The organism is Ferrimonas sp. (genome assembly GCF_048263965.1).
Taxonomy (GTDB): Bacteria; Pseudomonadota; Gammaproteobacteria; order Enterobacterales; family Shewanellaceae; genus Ferrimonas.
The window spans coordinates 78,142-95,860 of the sequence record NZ_JBLXDO010000012.1; the positions used below are offsets into that span (position 1 = coordinate 78,142).

The 17,719-nt window shown below is 57.6% G+C and carries 16 protein-coding genes and 3 tRNA genes; 5 read left to right on the forward strand and 14 right to left on the reverse strand.

Translation table 11 applies throughout. The features are described from left to right. Nucleotides 1-66: 66 nt before the first annotated feature. From clpX to tig, 3 genes are all read right to left on the reverse strand, one after another. Nucleotides 67-1,347 (reverse strand): ATP-dependent protease ATP-binding subunit ClpX, encoded by a 1,281-nt coding sequence (clpX, locus tag ACN0RV_RS12130; RefSeq protein WP_286340055.1) that lies wholly within the window; start codon nucleotides 1,345-1,347, stop codon nucleotides 67-69. Between the two features lie 72 nt (nucleotides 1,348-1,419). Then, nucleotides 1,420-2,037 (reverse strand): ATP-dependent Clp endopeptidase proteolytic subunit ClpP, encoded by a 618-nt coding sequence (clpP, locus tag ACN0RV_RS12135; RefSeq protein ID WP_028109512.1) that lies wholly within the window; start codon nucleotides 2,035-2,037, stop codon nucleotides 1,420-1,422. 91 nt (nucleotides 2,038-2,128) lie between these two features. After that, nucleotides 2,129-3,439, reverse strand: coding sequence for a trigger factor (gene tig, locus ACN0RV_RS12140; protein ID WP_417347855.1), 1,311 nt, complete (start codon nucleotides 3,437-3,439; stop codon nucleotides 2,129-2,131). A gap of 407 nt (nucleotides 3,440-3,846) precedes the next feature. Here tig and ACN0RV_RS12145 point away from each other — a divergent pair, with 407 nt between their 5' ends. Next, complete coding sequence (locus ACN0RV_RS12145; RefSeq protein ID WP_286340058.1) at nucleotides 3,847-4,140, forward strand: hypothetical protein; 294 nt, start codon at nucleotides 3,847-3,849, stop codon at nucleotides 4,138-4,140. A 250-nt stretch (nucleotides 4,141-4,390) separates the two neighbouring features. Here ACN0RV_RS12145 and ACN0RV_RS12150 read toward each other — a convergent pair. The 3 genes from ACN0RV_RS12150 to ACN0RV_RS12160 form a co-directional block, all read right to left on the reverse strand. Then, nucleotides 4,391-4,466, reverse strand: a tRNA-His gene (locus ACN0RV_RS12150). An 8-nt stretch (nucleotides 4,467-4,474) separates the two neighbouring features. Continuing rightward, a tRNA-Arg gene (locus ACN0RV_RS12155) sits at nucleotides 4,475-4,551 on the reverse strand. Nucleotides 4,552-4,718: 167 nt separating this feature from the next. Continuing rightward, nucleotides 4,719-4,795 (reverse strand) — tRNA-Pro (locus ACN0RV_RS12160). Between the two features lie 303 nt (nucleotides 4,796-5,098). On the opposite strand from ACN0RV_RS12160, the gene folD reads away from it, so the two are divergent. After that, nucleotides 5,099-5,953 (forward strand): bifunctional methylenetetrahydrofolate dehydrogenase/methenyltetrahydrofolate cyclohydrolase FolD, encoded by an 855-nt coding sequence (folD, locus tag ACN0RV_RS12165; protein WP_417347856.1) that lies wholly within the window; start codon nucleotides 5,099-5,101, stop codon nucleotides 5,951-5,953. Nucleotides 5,954-6,031: 78 nt separating this feature from the next. Here folD and cysS read toward each other — a convergent pair whose 3' ends face one another. Further along, entirely contained in the window at nucleotides 6,032-7,405 is a 1,374-nt protein-coding gene (gene cysS, locus ACN0RV_RS12170) for a cysteine--tRNA ligase (protein ID WP_417347857.1), read from the reverse strand. 166 nt (nucleotides 7,406-7,571) lie between these two features. Here cysS and ACN0RV_RS12175 point away from each other — a divergent pair, with 166 nt between their 5' ends. The 3 genes from ACN0RV_RS12175 (at nucleotide 7,572) to ACN0RV_RS12185 (ending at nucleotide 9,608) form a co-directional block, all read left to right on the forward strand. Beyond that, a complete protein-coding gene (locus ACN0RV_RS12175) occupies nucleotides 7,572-8,066 on the forward strand; it encodes a peptidylprolyl isomerase (protein WP_417347858.1) in 495 nt (164 codons plus the stop codon). Then, nucleotides 8,056-8,814 carry a UDP-2,3-diacylglucosamine diphosphatase gene (locus tag ACN0RV_RS12180; protein ID WP_417347859.1) on the forward strand — a complete coding sequence of 253 codons (759 nt, stop codon included), beginning with the start codon at nucleotides 8,056-8,058 and terminating at the stop codon, nucleotides 8,812-8,814. The genes ACN0RV_RS12175 and ACN0RV_RS12180 overlap by 11 nt, the downstream gene beginning before the upstream one ends. A gap of 194 nt (nucleotides 8,815-9,008) precedes the next feature. Next, nucleotides 9,009-9,608: a Yip1 family protein gene (locus tag ACN0RV_RS12185; protein ID WP_417347860.1), complete on the forward strand. Its 600-nt coding sequence runs from the start codon at nucleotides 9,009-9,011 to the stop codon at nucleotides 9,606-9,608. A gap of 71 nt (nucleotides 9,609-9,679) precedes the next feature. Here the strand turns inward: ACN0RV_RS12185 and purF are convergent, their stop codons facing one another. From purF to ACN0RV_RS12220, 7 genes are all read right to left on the reverse strand, one after another. Beyond that, nucleotides 9,680-11,194, reverse strand: coding sequence for an amidophosphoribosyltransferase (gene purF, locus ACN0RV_RS12190; RefSeq protein WP_417347861.1), 1,515 nt, complete (start codon nucleotides 11,192-11,194; stop codon nucleotides 9,680-9,682). A gap of 54 nt (nucleotides 11,195-11,248) precedes the next feature. After that, the gene (locus ACN0RV_RS12195) at nucleotides 11,249-11,737 is read right to left on the reverse strand and encodes a CvpA family protein (protein WP_417347886.1); all 489 of its coding nucleotides are present in this window, start codon (nucleotides 11,735-11,737) and stop codon (nucleotides 11,249-11,251) included. A 134-nt stretch (nucleotides 11,738-11,871) separates the two neighbouring features. Next, entirely contained in the window at nucleotides 11,872-12,447 is a 576-nt protein-coding gene (locus ACN0RV_RS12200; protein WP_417347862.1) for an SPOR domain-containing protein, read from the reverse strand. A 3-nt stretch (nucleotides 12,448-12,450) separates the two neighbouring features. Beyond that, nucleotides 12,451-13,704: a bifunctional tetrahydrofolate synthase/dihydrofolate synthase gene (gene folC / locus ACN0RV_RS12205; RefSeq protein WP_417347863.1), complete on the reverse strand. Its 1,254-nt coding sequence runs from the start codon at nucleotides 13,702-13,704 to the stop codon at nucleotides 12,451-12,453. Beyond that, a complete protein-coding gene (gene accD / locus ACN0RV_RS12210; protein WP_028109524.1) occupies nucleotides 13,704-14,570 on the reverse strand; it encodes an acetyl-CoA carboxylase, carboxyltransferase subunit beta in 867 nt (288 codons plus the stop codon). The genes folC and accD overlap by 1 nt, the downstream gene beginning before the upstream one ends. A gap of 224 nt (nucleotides 14,571-14,794) precedes the next feature. Then, nucleotides 14,795-15,586, reverse strand: a complete 792-nt coding sequence (truA, locus tag ACN0RV_RS12215) for a tRNA pseudouridine(38-40) synthase TruA (protein ID WP_417347864.1) — start codon at nucleotides 15,584-15,586, stop codon at nucleotides 14,795-14,797. Between the two features lie 269 nt (nucleotides 15,587-15,855). Next, nucleotides 15,856-17,685, reverse strand: a complete 1,830-nt coding sequence (locus ACN0RV_RS12220; protein WP_417347865.1) for a FimV/HubP family polar landmark protein — start codon at nucleotides 17,683-17,685, stop codon at nucleotides 15,856-15,858. Between the last annotated feature and the right edge of the window lie 34 nt (nucleotides 17,686-17,719).

Here is a 17,719-nt window from a genome sequence, read left to right on the forward strand (position 1 = left end):
TTTATTTGAATTCGAACCAATAAAAAAGGAGCCAAATAGGCTCCTTTTTTCAACACACTAGCGAAGTCACTCTGATGAAGCCGCCTGGGCATCTGAGCCATCGTAGATAAGGATGGGATCGGACTCCCCCTTGATCACCGACTCATCGATCACCACCTTGCTGACGTTCTCCGCCGAGGGGAGATCGTACATGGTATCCAGCAGCACCCCTTCAACGATGGAGCGCAGGCCGCGGGCACCGGTCTTACGGGCCATCGCTTTCTTGGCAATGGCACGCAGGGCGTCGTCACGGAACTCCAGACCCACGTCTTCCAGAGCAAACAGGGCACCGTACTGCTTGGTCAACGAGTTCTTCGGCTCCTGCAGAATCTCAATCAGTGCCGCCTCGTCCAGTTCACCCAGAGTCGCTACGACCGGCAGACGACCAATGAACTCAGGGATCAGGCCATACTTCACCAGATCTTCAGGCTCCACCTGCTGGAAGGTTTCGGTCAGAGACTGGTTGTCATTCTTTCCGCGAACCTCGGCACCAAAACCGATGCCGGTGCCGGTCAGGGCACGTTGCTCAATCACCTTGTCCAGACCGGCGAATGCACCGCCGCAGATGAACAGGATCTTGGAGGTGTCCACCTGCAGGAACTCCTGCTGGGGATGCTTACGGCCACCCTGGGGTGGAACTGCGGCAACAGTGCCTTCGATCAGCTTCAGCAGCGCCTGCTGCACACCCTCACCGGACACATCTCGGGTGATGGAGGGGTTGTCAGACTTACGGGAGATCTTGTCAATCTCATCGATGTAGACAATGCCGCGCTGCGCCTTCTCTACATCGTAATCGCACTTCTGCAGCAGCTTCTGGATGATGTTCTCCACATCCTCACCCACGTAACCGGCTTCGGTCAGGGTGGTGGCATCGGCCATGGTGAAGGGCACATCCAGGAAACGGGCCAGGGTTTCGGCCAACAGGGTCTTACCCGAACCGGTAGGACCGATCAGCAGAATGTTGCTCTTGCCCAGTTCCACTTCGGCGTTATCACCGCCGTGGCGCAGGCGCTTGTAGTGGTTGTATACCGCCACCGCCAGCACCTTCTTCGCCTGGCCCTGACCAATCACATAGTCATCCAGGTGAGAGCGGATCTCGTGAGGAGTGGGCAGGCGATCGCTGTCCCGCTTGGGCACCAGCTCCTTGACCTCTTCACGAATGATGTCGTTACAGAGATCCACACACTCATCACAGATATAAACGGAAGGACCGGCAATCAGCTTGCGTACTTCGTGCTGGCTCTTTCCGCAGAAGGAGCAGTACAGCAGCTTGCTGTTTTCGCCATCGCCCTTAGAGATATCACTCATTCAGCTACCTCATCGCTGTGCCCGCCGAAGGGAAAGTCCACCTTAGTGTACGTCACCTCCGGCTGCTTTGCTTTACTCTGCGCCGCGCTTGGTCAGTACGGAATCGACCAGTCCGTACTCGACGGCTTCCTTGGCACTCATGAAGTTATCCCGGTCGGTGTCACGCTCGATGATCTCGAGAGGCTGACCGGTATGCTCAGCCAACAGGCTGTTCAGTTTTTGTTTGATGCCGATGATCTCCTGGGCATGGATGGCTATATCGGACGCTTGGCCCTGGAAGCCGCCCAGAGGCTGGTGGATCATCACCCGGGAGTTGGGCAGTACGTGACGCTTGCCCTTGGCCCCGCCGGCCAGCAGGAAGGCGCCCATAGACGCAGCCTGACCCATGCACACAGTGCTGACGTCGGGCTTGATGAACTGCATGGTGTCATAGATGGACATGCCTGCAGTCACTGACCCACCGGGGGAGTTGATGTACAGATAGATGTCCTTGTCCGGGTTTTCGGACTCCAGGAACAGCAGTTGCGCCACCACCAGGTTGGCCATGTGATCTTCTACCGGACCGGTAAGAAAGATCACCCGCTCCTTCAGCAGGCGCGAATAGATGTCGTATGAACGTTCACCCTTGGCGGTCTGCTCAACCACCATAGGGACCAAAGCGTTGAGAGGAGATTCGAGCAAATGCTGCATATTCAATCCGTTTCCTAACAAAATGGCTCGCATGAGAACAACCCCATACGAGCCATAATATGATCGGCCACAGGGGCCAAGTCAAATCAACTTAGGCAGCAGGCTGCTGTTGATTCATGAACTCTTGGAAGTCCACTTCCTTCTCAGAAACTTTAGCATCGGCCATCAGAGCTTCTACAGCTTGCTCTTCCAGGGCAACATTGCGCATGTTCTGCATCATTTCCTGGTTGTTGTTGTAGTACTCAACAACTTCCTTAGGATCTTCGTAAGCGGAAGCCATGGATTCGATCAGAGCGGTCACGCGCTCCTCTTCCACTTTCAGGTCTTTCTGCTTGATCACTTCACCCAGCAGCAGACCGATGCGAACGCGGCGCTCGGCTTGCTCGGTGAACAGCTCAGCAGGCAGCTCAGGCATGTTGTTGCCCTGCATGCCGCCGAAGCGCTGCATCGCCTGCTGACGCAGAACGTTGATCTCACCCTCTACCAGAGGCTTAGGTACGTCGATCTCGTTGGCCTTCAGCAGACCGTCCAGAGCTTGCTCCTTCACCTTGGCTTTCAGGGCCTGGCTCAGCTCGCGCTCCATGTTCTTGCGGATCTCTGCTTTCAGAGCATCCATACCACCTTCGGTGATGCCGAACTTGGTCACGAACTCGTCGTTCAGCTCAGGCAGAACCTGGGCTTCAACGGAGTGCAGCTTGATGGCGAACTGAGCGGCTTTGCCTTTCAGGTTCTCGGCGTGGTACTCCTCAGGGAAGGTCACGTCGATGGTGAACTCGTCACCGGCTTTCTTGCCCAGCAGGCCATCTTCGAAGCCAGGGATCATGCGGCCGGAGCCCAGAACCAGCTCGAAACCTTCGGACTTGCCACCGTCGAAGGCTTCGCCATCGATGGAGCCTTCAAAGTCCAGCTTAACCTTGTCGTCGTTGGCCGCTTCGCGCTCAACGGCATCGAAAGTGGCGTGCTGCTTGCGCAGGGTCTCGATCATGTTGTCTACGTCGGCATCAGTCACGTCGCAAACAGGCTTCTCGATTGCGATGTCGCTCAGGCCAGCCAGCTCAACCTCAGGGTAAACTTCGAACAGGGCGTTGAACTGCAGGTCTTCACCTTCGTTGTCAGCAACAACCTCGAAACGAGGGGCGCCGGCAGGGTTCAGCTTCTGCTCAACGATGGCTTCGAAGAACTTCTGCTGCATCAGCTCACCCAGGGTCTCCTGACGGATGGCAGCGCCGTAGCGCTTCTTGAATACAGACACAGGCACTTTACCGGGACGGAAACCGTCCAGACGTACGCGCTTGGCTTCGGCCTTCATCTTCTCAGTTACTTTAGGCTCGAATTCGGCGCTCTCAACGGTAATGGTCAGGCGGCGCTCCAGGCCTTCCAGGGTTTCAAAAGAAACTTGCATTAGGTTACCTCAAGTACTCGTGTTCTTTGTGGCCGGTCGTTTATCCCGACCGGCGAAAAATCGTGGCGCGGCCCTGTTTCCAAACCGCGCAATTCAGGTGTGAATCAACGACTTTAGACCTCGAAGCCCGATGCGTGTCATGGCTCCAAAATCGGCCGAGGTTTCCCGTCGGCGCCTGTCACATCCTGCCTAAGCCAATAGTAGGACGCGCCATTATAGCCATAGGTCTATGCGGAGTCGAGACAGCATTGTCAATGGCTGGAGAAGATTTTCGCCAGCTCACTGTTTAACGCGCTTTTCCGGGCAAATTCTGAGGCAGATCAATAGCAGCGCCGGGTTCTGTGGCACTCCCCGGCACCAGCAACCACACTTAGTGTAAGACACAGTCCATGCCGGGGAGGACCTCCATGCGAGCCCAATACTGCCATATCGGCAATCAGATGATCGAAGTCGCGGTCATCGACGACGTAATGACCATAAAAGGACACGGCAGTCTGTCCGACGTCACTGTGGACATTCCCTATGCAGAAGCGCTCGAGGCAGCCAAGGCCTACGTTGAGCAACACGGAGGTGACCTGCCCCAACTGTATCGGGCTGGCTGGATGGCGGAGGAAAACCGCTACGAAGAGAAAGGGATCTACTCTAGCAACCCCGACCTTCAGGTCTGGCAGGACCGCAAAGCCACAGAGCAAACGAAATAGCCCGTAGGGCAGGCACTGTCCCACAACGAAAAAAGCCCTGTTTTCACAGGGCTTTTTTCTGAATATTTGGTGGAATGGCTGATGGAGATTGAATCCTCAGCAACCGAAACCTAAATTCAATCTATACATATCAGGGACTTAGTGTTCACCCTGGCTCAACCAAAATGAATCCGATTGCGGGGCCAGGCAGAGTGTGACCAGATTCCAGATACGAAAAAGCCCCTGAAAATCAGGGGCTTAATCTAAATGATGGGGTGGCTGATGGGATTTGAACCCACGACAACCGGAATCACAATCCGGGACTCTACCAACTGAGCTACAGCCACCACTGTTATGGCGCACCCGGCAGGATTCGAACCTGCGACCAGCTGCTTAGAAGGCAGCTGCTCTATCCAACTGAGCTACGGGCGCAAGAAAATGACCAATCCGGTGCATTTTTCGAGTTATCGGCAAACTAGTCAACAACTCTAAAAAGTGGTCGGTGATAGAGGATAAGGGCCTGCGGCCGTCCTCTGGTCCGCTCATTCCAACAGCTGCGATGCGCTACCAGGCTGAGCTAATCACCAATCACGAAATAGTGGTCGGTGATAGAGGATTCGAACCTCTGACCCTCTGGTCCCAAACCAGATGCGCTACCAGGCTGCGCTAATCACCGACTATTTGTTTCTTCTTTTGAGTCCGAGTTGTTTGGAACCAGCTGGTCCCTCTCTTACCCAAAACCGGGGATGCGCTAGAAGGCTGCGCTAATCACCGACTGTTTGTTGTTACGGGTTACCCCTCGACAACGGGGGCGAATATTAGCTGTGGCGGCTTCCAAGGTCAAACACTTTTTTATGCATCCATTTCTAATTGGACAATCCCTGTACTCCAACCACACTAATTTCATGACACAGCGCACTTTAGCTGGCAAAATGCGCAGCGGCGTCAACCTATTCAGCTACATAGGAAGTCTGTAGAGATGACAGCAACACTAATAGACGGCAAAGCCATTGCCGCGTCCGTTCGTCAGAACATCGCCTCACAAGTTCAATCCCGTACCCAACAGGGCCTCCGCGCCCCCGGCCTGGCCGTTATCCTGGTCGGCAGCGACCCCGCCTCCCAGGTTTATGTCGGCAACAAACGCAAAGCCTGCGAACAGGTTGGCTTTGTCTCCCGAAGTTTCGACCTGCCCGCCGATACCGCTCAGTCTGATCTGCTGACTCAGATCGACCTCCTCAATGAGGACCCCAGTATCGACGGCATTCTGGTGCAACTGCCCCTGCCTGAGCACATCGACAGTGCCACCGTCATCGAGCGCATTCGCCCCGATAAAGATGTGGATGGGTTTCACCCCTACAACGTCGGTCGCCTGGCTCAGCGCATCCCGGTGCTGCGTCCCTGCACGCCCCTGGGGATCACCCACCTCATCGAATCCACCGGTATCCGCACTCAGGGGCTGCACGCCGTGGTGGTTGGCGCCTCCAACATCGTCGGTCGCCCCATGACCCTGGAGCTGCTGCTCGGCGGTTGCACCACCACCACCTGCCATAGATTCACCAAGGACCTGCGCCACCATGTGGAGCAGGCTGACCTGCTGGTGGTGGCCGTAGGCAAGCCCGACTTCATTCCTGGCGAATGGATCAAGCCTGGCGCCATCGTCATCGATGTCGGCATCAACCGCCTGGAGGATGGCCGCCTGGTCGGAGACGTGGAGTTCGATGCGGCCAAAGAGCGCGCCGGACACATCACGCCGGTTCCCGGTGGCGTGGGTCCCATGACCATCGCCTGCCTGCTGCAGAACACCCTGTTTGCCTGCGAGCAGTACCACAGCTAGGCAACCTTGAGATAAGACCCCCAACAAAAAAGCCCGCAATTGCGGGCTTTTTTATCTTGCCGGAACAGGCCCTAACGATTACTTACGGCGCCAGGTGGTACCGCCAGCACCATCTTCCAGCACAATACCCATGGCGGTCAGGGCATCCCGGGCCTCGTCGGCCTTGCCCCAGTCCTTGGCGGCACGAGCATCGTTACGCTGCTTGATCAGGGCTTCGATGGTCGCCACCTCATCCTCATCACCGCCCCCTTGCAGGAACTGCTCTGGCTGCTGCTGCAAAATACCCAGCACTTCGCCAATCCCCTTCAGGGTCGCTGCCAGGTCTGCGGCCAGCTCAGGATTGTTCTCCTTGGCAATGTTCAGCTCCCGGGCCAGATCAAACAGCACGGATACCGCTTCCGGGGTGTTGAGGTCGTCGTTCATCGCCTCGCGGAAGGTTGCCTGATAACTCTCCAGCACCTGTCCGCCCTCCGGGGCACCACGCAGGGCGGTATAGAGCCTCTCCATGGCGGCATGGGCCTGATCCAGGTTCTCTTCGGAGTAGTTCAGCTGGCTGCGATAGTGGCTGGAGAGCAGGAAGTAGCGCACCGACTCACCCTGATACACCTTCAGCACGTCACGGATGGTGAAGAAGTTACCCAGAGACTTGGACATCTTCTCCTTGTTCACCTGCACCATGCCGGAGTGCATCCAGTAGTTCACGTAGTTGTTGTCGTTGGCACAGCAGCTCTGAGCCACCTCATTCTCATGGTGAGGGAACATCAGGTCTGACCCACCGCCATGGATGTCGAACACCTTGCCCAGGTGCTTCTCGTTCATGGCAGAGCACTCGATGTGCCAGCCAGGACGGCCCTTGCCCCATGGAGAATCCCAGGAGGGCTCACCGGGCTTGGCGCTCTTCCACAGGGCAAAGTCCATGGGGTTGCGCTTGGCCTCCTCCACGTCCACCCGGGCACCGGCCTGCAGCTGCTCCAGGTCCTGCTTGGACAGTTTGCCGTACTCGCCGAAGGTGTTCACCTCAAACCAGACATCACCATTGCCAGAGACATAGGCATGCCCCTTGTCCACCAATCGCTGGATGATGTCGATGATCTCAGCCATATGGCCGGTCACCGTTGGGGTGATGTCGGGACGCAGCAGGCCCAGGGCATCGAAGTCTTGGTACATCGCCTGGGTGAAGCGTTCCACCAGGGCGTCGCAGCTCTCACCGTTTTCCGCGGCACGGCGGATGATCTTGTCATCGACGTCGGTGATGTTGCGGACGTAGTTCACCTCCATGCCCAGGGAGCGCAGGTAACGAACGGCGATATCGAACGCGACGTAGGTGCGACCGTGACCGATGTGACAGTAGTCATAGATGGTGACCCCACACACGTACATGCCCACCTTGTTGGGGACGATTGGGGTAAAGGTCTCTTTCTGTCTGGTCAGCGTATTAAAAATCTTTAGCATTGCACCGCTCGTTATACTGTTTGACGTTAAGCGAAAATCAAAGGCGATAGTTTATCACGACTTCACCTGCTGAAAACGGGCTTTTTGGCCATGAGAGAACTACCCCTTTTCTCACACCTTTTGCTTAAGGTAAAATTTGTAAACCATTCATAATGAGGTCCCTATTATGGTGACACTGACCACCAACTTCGGCGATATCAAGCTGGAACTCTTTGCCGACAAGGCTCCTAAAACCGTTGAAAACTTCCTGAACTACGTGAAGCAGGGTTTCTACGACAACACCATCTTCCACCGCGTTATCGACGGCTTCATGGTTCAAGGTGGTGGTTTCACCGCAGACATGCAGCAGAAGCCAACCGGTGCGGGCGTCGAGAATGAAGCCAACAACGGTATCTCCAACAAGGTGGGCACCATCGCCATGGCCCGCACCCCGGATCCACACTCCGCCACCGCCCAGTTCTTCATCAATGTGAACGACAACACCTTCCTGGACTTCAAGAACGAGTCCATGCAGGGTTGGGGTTACTGCGTATTCGGCCAGGTGGTTGAAGGCATGGATGTGGTTGAGAAGATCAAGGCGGTGAAAACCGGCAACCACGGCATGCACCAGGACGTTCCCCTGGAGTCTGTGGTTATCGAGAGCGCCAAGCTTGAAGACTGATAACCTTCAGAGGGTCGCCGTTGGCGGCCCTCGCACCCTGTTTATCGGCGATCTGCACCTGAGCGCTGAGCGTCCCGACATCACCCGGGCCTTCGCCCGCTTCCTGGACACCGAACTCCCCGGTGCCGACGCCCTCTATATCCTGGGTGACCTGTTCGAGGCCTGGATAGGGGATGATGACCTGACCCCCTTCAACAGCGAAATTGCTGCCCTGCTTCATCAGGCCAGCGCCCATGCCCCCATCTTCTACATTCATGGCAACCGCGATTTTCTGGTGGGACCGGACTTCGCCAAGCGCGCTGGCATCAGCCTGCTTCCCGAAGTGGAGACTCTGACACTCTACGGAGTTCCCACGGTGATCCTCCATGGTGACAGCCTCTGCACCGCCGATCTGGAGTATCAGAAGTTTCGCCGCCTCAGGAATCGCCCCTGGTTCCGGCTGTTGATGCTCTCCCTGCCCCTGCGCATGCGCCGCGCCCTGGCTCGCCGTGCCCGTGCACGCAGCAAGGCGGCCAATGCAGACAAGGACATGACCATCATGGACGTCACCCCCTCTGCCGTCGGCCACCTGCTCGACCAGACCCAAGCCCAGCGGATGATCCATGGCCACACCCACAGACCCGCGATTCACCCGTTGCCCGACAACCGCCAACGAGTGGTGGTGGGAGACTGGTATCAACAGGACAGTGTGCTTCTGGTGACCCCGGAGGAGTGCAAACTCTCCAGCCAAGCCCTACCTAAAGCTTAACCGACTGTAATATAGAAAGTTATCCCCAACCCTCCTCCGTCCGGCTCGACCTTGGGCCGGATAAAAGCGTGATCTTATTCAAACTTCTCCTTGACTCGTGCTCGGCAATCCCTAATAACTATTCAGGAAGTAGTTGTATCGTCTGATGTTTCGACGACCATCATTGTTTGAGGTTCAAGCAGGGGATAATAACTATGATACTCAATCATTTATGGGGACTTTATGCCCATCCACGCCAGGAATGGCAGAGCATCGAGCAAACCCACGAAGGGATGGGCGCCAGCCTGACCCACATCTTTGTCATCGCACTGATCCCGGCCATCTGCGGCTTTTTTGCCAGCAGTTACATCGGCTGGAGCATCGGCGCAGGGGATCCCATCAAGTTGACCCAGGCCAGTGCCGCCAAGATGGCCATCGCCATGTACGCAGCGTTGATCGCCGGCGTATTCCTTCTGGCCTACCTGGCTCACTGGATGGCCAAAACCTTCGGCGCCAAACCCAGCTTTACCCAGGCGGTTGAGCTCTCCGCCTATACCGCCACACCGCTGTTCATGGTCGGCTTTGCCACCCTCTACCCCGAACTGTGGTTTGTGATGGTCGTGGGCCTGGCAGGCATCGCCTATTCGGTCTATCTGCTCTATTCCGGGGTGCCCATCATCATGAACATTCCTGAAGAGCGCGGGTTCATCTACGCCAGCTCTCTGGTGACTTGCGGCCTGGTGCTGCTGGTGGCCATCCTTGCCTCCTCGGTGATCCTGTGGAATGTGGGTTTCGGCCCCTCCTACATCAGTTGACCGTTCCGTCGCAGGAATGAAAAACGCGCCAGCAGGCGCGTTTTTTGTACCACAGAGATCACGTCATCACTTTAGGGGTGGCAGACGTTGTGAATCTCCAGGTTGCTGCTCTGCTCTGAGTCGCGCTTGGTCTTGGCATCATCGCTGCGATCCTCATTCAGTCGGTCCAGGTAGGCCTGGTCCACATCCTGAGTCACATACTGACCATTAAACACAGACGTATCAAAGCGGCTCACCGTCGGGTTCTCTTCACTCACGGCAGCCACCAGGTCCGGCAGATCCTGGTAGATCAGGCCATCGGCACCAATGATCTTGCACACCTCCTCCACATCCCGACCATGGGCGATCAGCTCCTGAGAACTGGGCATATCGATGCCGTAGACATTGGGGAAGCGGATCTCTGGGGCGGCTGAGGCAAAGTACACCTTGCGAGCTCCGGACTCACGGGCCATCTCGATGATCTGTTCAGAGGTGGTACCCCTGACCACGGAGTCATCCACCAGCAGGACGTTCTTACCCTTGAACTCCTGACCGATGGCGTTGAGCTTGCGGCGCACCGACTTCTTGCGCTCCTCCTGACCCGGCATGATAAAGGTCCGGCCTACGTAGCGGTTCTTCACAAAGCCCTGGCGGTAGGGAAGATCCAGCTCGTTGGCAATCTGCAGGGCGATGTCGCAGGAGGTTTCAGGGATGGGGATCACCACATCGATGTCGTGATCTTCCCATTCCCGGGCAATCTTGGCGCCCAGCTTGCGTCCCATGTTCACCCGACTGGCGTAGACAGAGATGCCGTCAATGGTGGAGTCGGGGCGAGCAAAGTAGACAAACTCGAAGATGCAGGGGTTCAGCTGGGGGGCTTCGGCGCACTGCTTGGTGAACAGTTGACCTTGGCAATCCACGTACACCGCCTCTCCGGGAGCCACGTCACGGATGTACTCAAAACCCACCGCATCCAGGGCCACACTCTCCGACGCCACCATGTACTCGTGGCCCTTGTCGGCGCTGCGTTTGCCCAGCACCAGGGGACGAATGCCGTTGGGGTCACGGAACGCCACCAGTCCCTGGCCGACAATGAGCGCCACACAGGCGTAGGCGCCGCGTACCGTGGCGTGCAGCTTGGTGACCGCCTCAAACACCTGCTCGGGGGTCAGCACATAACCAGGCTGTTGCTGGATCTCATGGGCCAGCACATTCAACAGCAACTCAGAGTCTGAATTGGTGTTGATGTGGCGGCGCATCTGAGCCATCTGTTCGCTGAGCTGGTGGGCGTTGGTGAGGTTGCCGTTGTGGGCGAGGGTGATTCCGAAGGGAGAGTTGACGTAGAAGGGTTGGGCTTCCGAGGAGCTGGAAGAGCCTGCGGTGGGATAGCGTACGTGGCCTATCCCCACATTCCCTTGTAACCGCAACATGTGCTTGCTCTGGAACACATCCTTCACCAGGCCATTTGCTTTGCGCAGACGGAAGGCTTCGCCATCCACTGTCACAATACCGGCGGCATCCTGGCCCCGGTGCTGCAACACAGTCAACGCATCATAAATGGTTTGGTTAACGGAGGAATGAGCGACAATTCCGACGATACCACACATTATGTTTGGTCCTTAGTTGGTAAGAAGTTCATAGTTTGTAGGGTCATTCTATTTTTATATTTTTGGTAAAAAGCTGGAGCTTTGCTCCAAATATTGGAAGAACCATTGGATGACGACCTTGAACTCGGGGATCAGCAGGGAGTCCTGCCACCAGTCCGAGGAGGCCGCCGGAGTAAAACTGTCGAGGAAAAACAGGGCTGCGGCCACCACCAGGGCGCCACGGGCGGCACCGAATACCACGCCAAGCAGACGATCGGTTCCCGTAAGGCCGGTGCGATCCACCATCTGGCCCACCAGATAGTTCAGCAGACCGCCAAGGATCAGGGTCGCCACAAAGAGCACGGCAATGGCTGCGCCATTGCGCAACATGGGATCATCAATCTGGGTCAGGTAGACCGCCAGATCTTCATAGAAACGGCTTGAGATCAGAAAAGCAAGCAACCACACCACCAGTGACATCGCCTCTCTGGCGAAACCACGAACCAGACTAATCAGGACCGACAGGCCCACTACGCCCAAAATGGCGTAGTCTATCCATACCATCACAGCGAGCATCGCCTCCTAGTGTTTCTTGCGCGGCAATTCTAACAGAGGGTGCAGGGTTTCTCACCAAAAATCGCCCCCCTGGGGAATCCACTAAAAAGCCCGCATGATGCGGGCTTTTACTTCGATTATGACTATATATCTGTGGCCTTATAGGGCACCAGCGCTCCTTTAAGATCCGTGGCCTTGGCCAGGCGCAACTGCTCCTTCTCCAACTTGGACCTGGAGACATCCGGGCCCACAAACACCCGATTGATCTTACCTTCTACCGGCCGTGACGGAACGCTGTAGGCCCTAAACCCCTTCTCCCGGAGCTCATTCACCAACTTGGCCACATTCTTGGCATTTCTGAAGCTGCCCACCTGTAATGTCCAGCTCGATTTCAACTTGCTGCTCTTGGCCGCAGGCTTGGGCTCGCTTTTGGCCGAGGCGGTCTGGACAGGCTCAGCTTTCTTAGCGGTCTCGGCCTTGGGTGTGGAAACCACAGACTCAGAAGCCGGCTCAGACTGGCCGCCCCCAGACTGCAGGGTAATCTCCTCGAACGCCTGCTCCGGCACGCCCTGAGGCAGAGCCACCGGTCCCAGTGGGATGGTCGCAAAGTTCTCCTCCAGCCGGCGCTTTTCGCCGTCCAGCAGGTTGGGCAGAAAAATCACCGCCAGGGCGGTCAATACCAAGGTGCCTACAATGCGGTTTTTCAGCTGATCCGACAACAGTTACTCTCCCTCAAACAGACTCTGAGCCTGGGCCACAGTGTAAAAGGAGCCAAACACAATGACCAGATCCAAATCCGAGGCCTGTTCACAGGCACGATTCACGGCACTCTCTACCGAAGACGCAACCCCCCTGGCACCGACGGCCTTGGCAATACGCCAGCCATCGGCGCCTCTGGGCACCTCAAGAGGCGCAGGAAACCAGCTGTCGACCACAGGCAACAGCGGCTCAAGAGACTCTTCAATCTCCTTGTCGTCCAACATGGCACACACCGCCAGCACCCTACCCTCTCCCTTGAGCTGCGCCAGGCGCTGGGCCAGGAGACGGGCCGCATGGGGGTTATGAGCCACGTCGGCGTAGACCCGAGGGGCCTGGCTGAGAAGCTGCATGCGACCAGGCAGAGACGCCCGGGCCAATCCGTCCCTAAGGTTGGTATCGGACAGCTCAGGCTTCAATTGCTCCAGGGCAGCCAAGGCGGTCACCGCATTGACGGCAGGGAGAGAGGGGATGGGCAGCCCGTCAACCTGACGAACGGCCCCCTTGAACTGCCAGTTGTCCCGGTGAAACTCGCCATGAAAGTCGGTGCCGGTTCGGATCAGTGGTGCACCAATTTCAGCGGCAACCTCAATCACAGAGCATGGCAGATCCGGCTCGCCGATGATGGCAGGCACACCAGGGCGGAAGATGCCCGCCTTCTCCCGGCCCACCGACTCCCGGGTATCCCCCAGGTATTCCTGGTGATCCAGGTCGATGGAGGTGATCACCGCCATGTCCGCATCGATGAGGTTGGTGGCATCCAGCCGCCCGCCCAGGCCAACCTCCAGCAGCACCACTTGTGGGCGGTGCCTGGCAAAGAGGTAGAGGGCGCCAAGGGCAGAAAACTCGAAGAAAGTCAGCTGAATATCGCCCCGGGCCAGCTCAATGGCGGCAAAGGCATCCAGGTGCGCCTGATCGTCCAGTTCCTGGCCATTGATGCGGACACGCTCATTGTATCGGTGCAAATGGGGAGAGCTGAACACCCCGGTGGTCGCTCCCCCCTCAAGGAGGATCGATTCCATCATGGCGCAGGTGGAGCCCTTGCCATTGGTGCCGGCAACGGTGACAACGGTGGAGTGCGGCAGGCTATCCAGCCCCATCAGGGCGGCGACCTTAGCCAGGCGACTGAGGCCCATGTCGATGTCGGCAGGATGCACCGACAAGATATGATTAAGCCAGTCCACAAGGGACTGGCTTTCAAATCGGGTAGAGCCGGGCATTACTCAGTCTCTTGGGGTGGAGCCTGGGTAAACTTCCCAATCACTCGAGCCAGGGTGTCACGCATCTCGCGACGATCGACGATCATGTCGATGGCGCCCTTCTCCAGCAAAAACTCACTGCGCTGGAACCCTTCAGGCAGCTGCTCGCGAACAGTCTGCTCGATCACCCGGGGACCGGCAAAGCCAATCAATGCCTTGGGTTCGCCCACGTTGATGTCACCCAGCATCGCCAAAGATGCGGACACACCACCCATGGTGGGATCGGTCAGCACCGAGATGTAGGGCAAGCCACGCTCGCTCATCTTGGCCAGGGCCGCAGAGGTCTTGGCCATCTGCATCAGGGAGAACAGAGCCTCCTGCATGCGGGCACCACCACTGGCAGAGAAACACACCAGGGGCAGGTTCTTATCCAGGCACACCTCAACGGCGCGCACAAAGCGAGCACCGACCACAGAAGCCATGGAGCCGCCCATAAAGGAAAACTCGAAGGAGCAGGCAACAACGTGCATCCCCTTCAGTTTGCCCTCTGCCGCCACCAGGGCGTCCTTCTCACCGCTGGCACGCTCGCCCTGGACGATACGGTCTTTGTACTTCTTGGAGTCGCGGAACTTCAGGATGTCCTGCGGCTCGAGATCGGCACCGATCTCTCTCAGGGTGCCCTCGTCGAAAAACTTTTCCAGCCGAGCACGGGCTCCGATACGCATGTGGTGATCGCACTTGGGACACACCTCCAGGTTGCGCTCCAATTCGGCGCGGTAGAGGATCTGGTCACACTGCTCACATTTGCTCCATACACCTTCTGGTACGGAGTGGCGACGGGCCGCGACTGTTTTACTTTTAGGCAGGATTTTCTCTAACCAACTCATCGTCGCTAGTCCTGTTTTCTGAATGGCCTGATTAGGCTGTTATCTGCTTCAATCAGGCTATTAAGTCGATAATAATAGCCTGTTTTCGAATTCTGTTTCTGGCGCTTGGGCGCAAACTGGCTAAATTAAACCACAAAGGTCACACTGGCGATACCGAAAACTGGTCTAACCCGATAATTCTCGGGGATATTGCGGCAATCTTCAGGGTTTATTAGCCGATCTTCCTACAACGGGTCGGGAAGGAAGAGAGGGCCGGGTTCAGTCCTAGGCAGGCCAAACTCCTCCGGGTAGTCCACCTCAACCAGATACAACCCCTCCGCCTTGGCGGTGGCTGCAGCCAGGGCACGATCCTTGCCCGCCAACAACTCGGCGATCCACTCCACCGGCTGCTCCCCTTTGCCCACTTCCATCAGCGAACCGATGATGTTGCGCACCATATGGTGAACAAAGGCATTGGCTTTGATATCCATAATGACGAAATGGTTCCGCCGGCTGACACTCAGGTGGTGAACATTGCGCCAGGGTGACTTGGATTGGCACTGCACCGCCCTGAACGCACTGAAGTCATTCTCGCCCAGCAGCAGCTGTCCCGCCTGGTGCATCAGCGTCTCATCCAGGTCATGATAATAGTGGCTCACCCCACGCCCCAGGATCGCCGGACGGTACCTGTGGTTGTAGATGATGTAGCGGTAGCGGCGGGCAGTGGCGGAGAATCGCGCGTGGAACTCGTCACTGACCGGCTTGGCCCAGCGCACGGCAATGTCACCGGGCAGGTTGGCGTTCAGTCCCAGGGTCCAGGCACGCTCCGGACGAACCGCATCGGTATCAAAGTGCACCACCTGTCCGGTGCCATGCACGCCGGCATCGGTGCGCCCGGCACAGCTGACCTCCACAGGGTGATTGGCAACAACGGAGATCGCTTCCTCTAACCGCTGCTGAACGCCAATCACCTCTCGCTGGCGCTGCCAGCCATAGTAGTGACTGCCGTCATACTCAATACCCAGTGCCACTCTCATAAATGGTTCAACCTGCTTTACTCAAAAAGGGGCGCATTATACCAGACTCCAGCCCGTTTGGATCCCGCTGTTGGGCCCAACCAAGGCGGGCCATTGTACGTGATTCACAGCGACGCAACAGCCGCAGTTCTGAAATCTGACGACGCCACAGCCGACATCTGTGTAGAGCAATTGCTCATACCTCGCCCCTGGCCGGTTTTGTGACGCAAAGCCGTTGATCAAGCATAAAAAACGGCGACCCAGGGCCGCCGTTTTCATTGAATACCGGATTACATTTTGTCCAACAGACTCTGGGCTTCCAGCTTCTGCGGCTCGGCGCCCTTCTCCACCACCTCTTTCAGCAGGGCCTTGGCACTGTCCTTATCGTCGATCTCAATATAGGCTCTGGCCAGATCCAGCTTGGCGCTGAAGCCGCCGTCCTCATCGTCTACATCCACGCCACTGGCGTCACCCACCAGATCGGACAGGTCGGAATCTCCGATGTCCAGGTCCAGGCCGTTGTAGGGCTCGAAGTTAGGCTCTGTGGTGCCTGACTCATCCAGCAGCTTGTCGATGTCGATGAACCCCTCCTCCTGAGCAGCTTCACTCTGAGAGGGCTCAGGCTGAGCGGCCCCCATGGAAAGGGAGGGCTCACCGGCGGTCAGATCCAGGCCACCGAGGGGCGCCTCGGGTTCCGGCATCAGAGGCTCAGGCTGCGCCTCAGGCGGCTCGGGCTGAGATTGCGGCTGGCTCTGAGGTGCAGCCTCCTCGGCGGCCCCCTTGAGCAGGGCATCAATCTCATCCTCGCCCAGGCTGGGCTCCACCTCTGGAGCCTCGTGGCTGAGCTCGACCATGTCATTGGTGTCATCCAGTGCGACCCCAAGCTCCTCCATCACGGTATCGATGTCCGGCTCCAGCTCACTCATCGCCATGTTGGCCAGCAGTTCATCGTCCCCCTGTGCCTCGGCAGCCTGAGGCGCACTGTCGGTCAGGCTGACCTCCGGCTGCTCCTCCATGCTCTGATGTTCCTGCAGCAGCTCTTCCAGGGACTGAACAGGCTCATCCTCCTCCTGTACCTGGGGATCCAGCTGGATAGCACTCTCCAGATCCATCCCTTCGGTGCCATCGGCAACCTGGGGCTGCGCCGCGGTGGCAACAGGTTCAGGAACAGGAGCCAGGTTTGGATCGGAGATCTGGGCAATGCTGGCGTCGGGCTCCGGGGAGCGACGACGCAGGAACAGCCATATCAGGGCCAGCACAAAGATGGTGGGCACCACACCGGCAATGCCCACCAACCAGGGCTTGCTCCACAACTGCTGCCAGATGCCGCTCTCCTCCATCTCCTCCACCGGCTCAAACACTTCACCTGTGGGTTCGGTTGCGATGGGCGTGCGCAGTTGCTGCTCCAATTCACGGTTCACAGCCTGCTGATCGTCCAGGGCATCCTGCAACACCTGAATCTGACCATTGAGTTCCTCCAGGCGAGCCTTGAGCAGTTCGTTCTGCTCCAGCATGGCGCCCATCTCATCGATGGACATGCCCAGGTCGCGACGCAGCTGAGCAATCTGCTCGGCAGACTGGCGTCTCTGCTCATCCAGCTGACCACTCAGCTCATCCAGCTTGGCACTGACCTCATCCGGGCCGGTGTTGCTTGCGGGAGTGAACTGGCTGGCAGGCTTGGAGGCAGGTTGGGGCTCGGGTTGAACCTTGGGCTTTGACTCCGCCTTGGGCGCAAGCTTGGCGGGCTTAGTGCTCCACTGACGGTCGTCCTGGGTGGCTTTGCGCTTGGCCTCCACCGGGTCGATGGCCAGGATGGTCTGGCTGTCGGGCAGCGTCAGCATCATCCCCTTTTCGAGGGAGTTGAGGTTGTTGGCATTGAACGCCTGAGGGTTGGCCTCATAGAGCGCCACCATGGTCTGGTAGACCGTGGCACCTTCAGGCTTGTGGGCATTCGCCAGACGCCACAGGGTGTCCTTGGGGCTGGTTGGGCCAATGGTGACCTGCTTCACCTCGCCCTTGGGCCCGGCGAGAGATACCCCTTCTGCGACAACACCCAGTGAGAGAGAGCAGCTCAGAGCGCCCCCCAGAAGAGCAGCCAATACCCTTTGCTTTCCAGTCATTTTGCAGGCCCGCATATCTCGAATTTTATCTGAA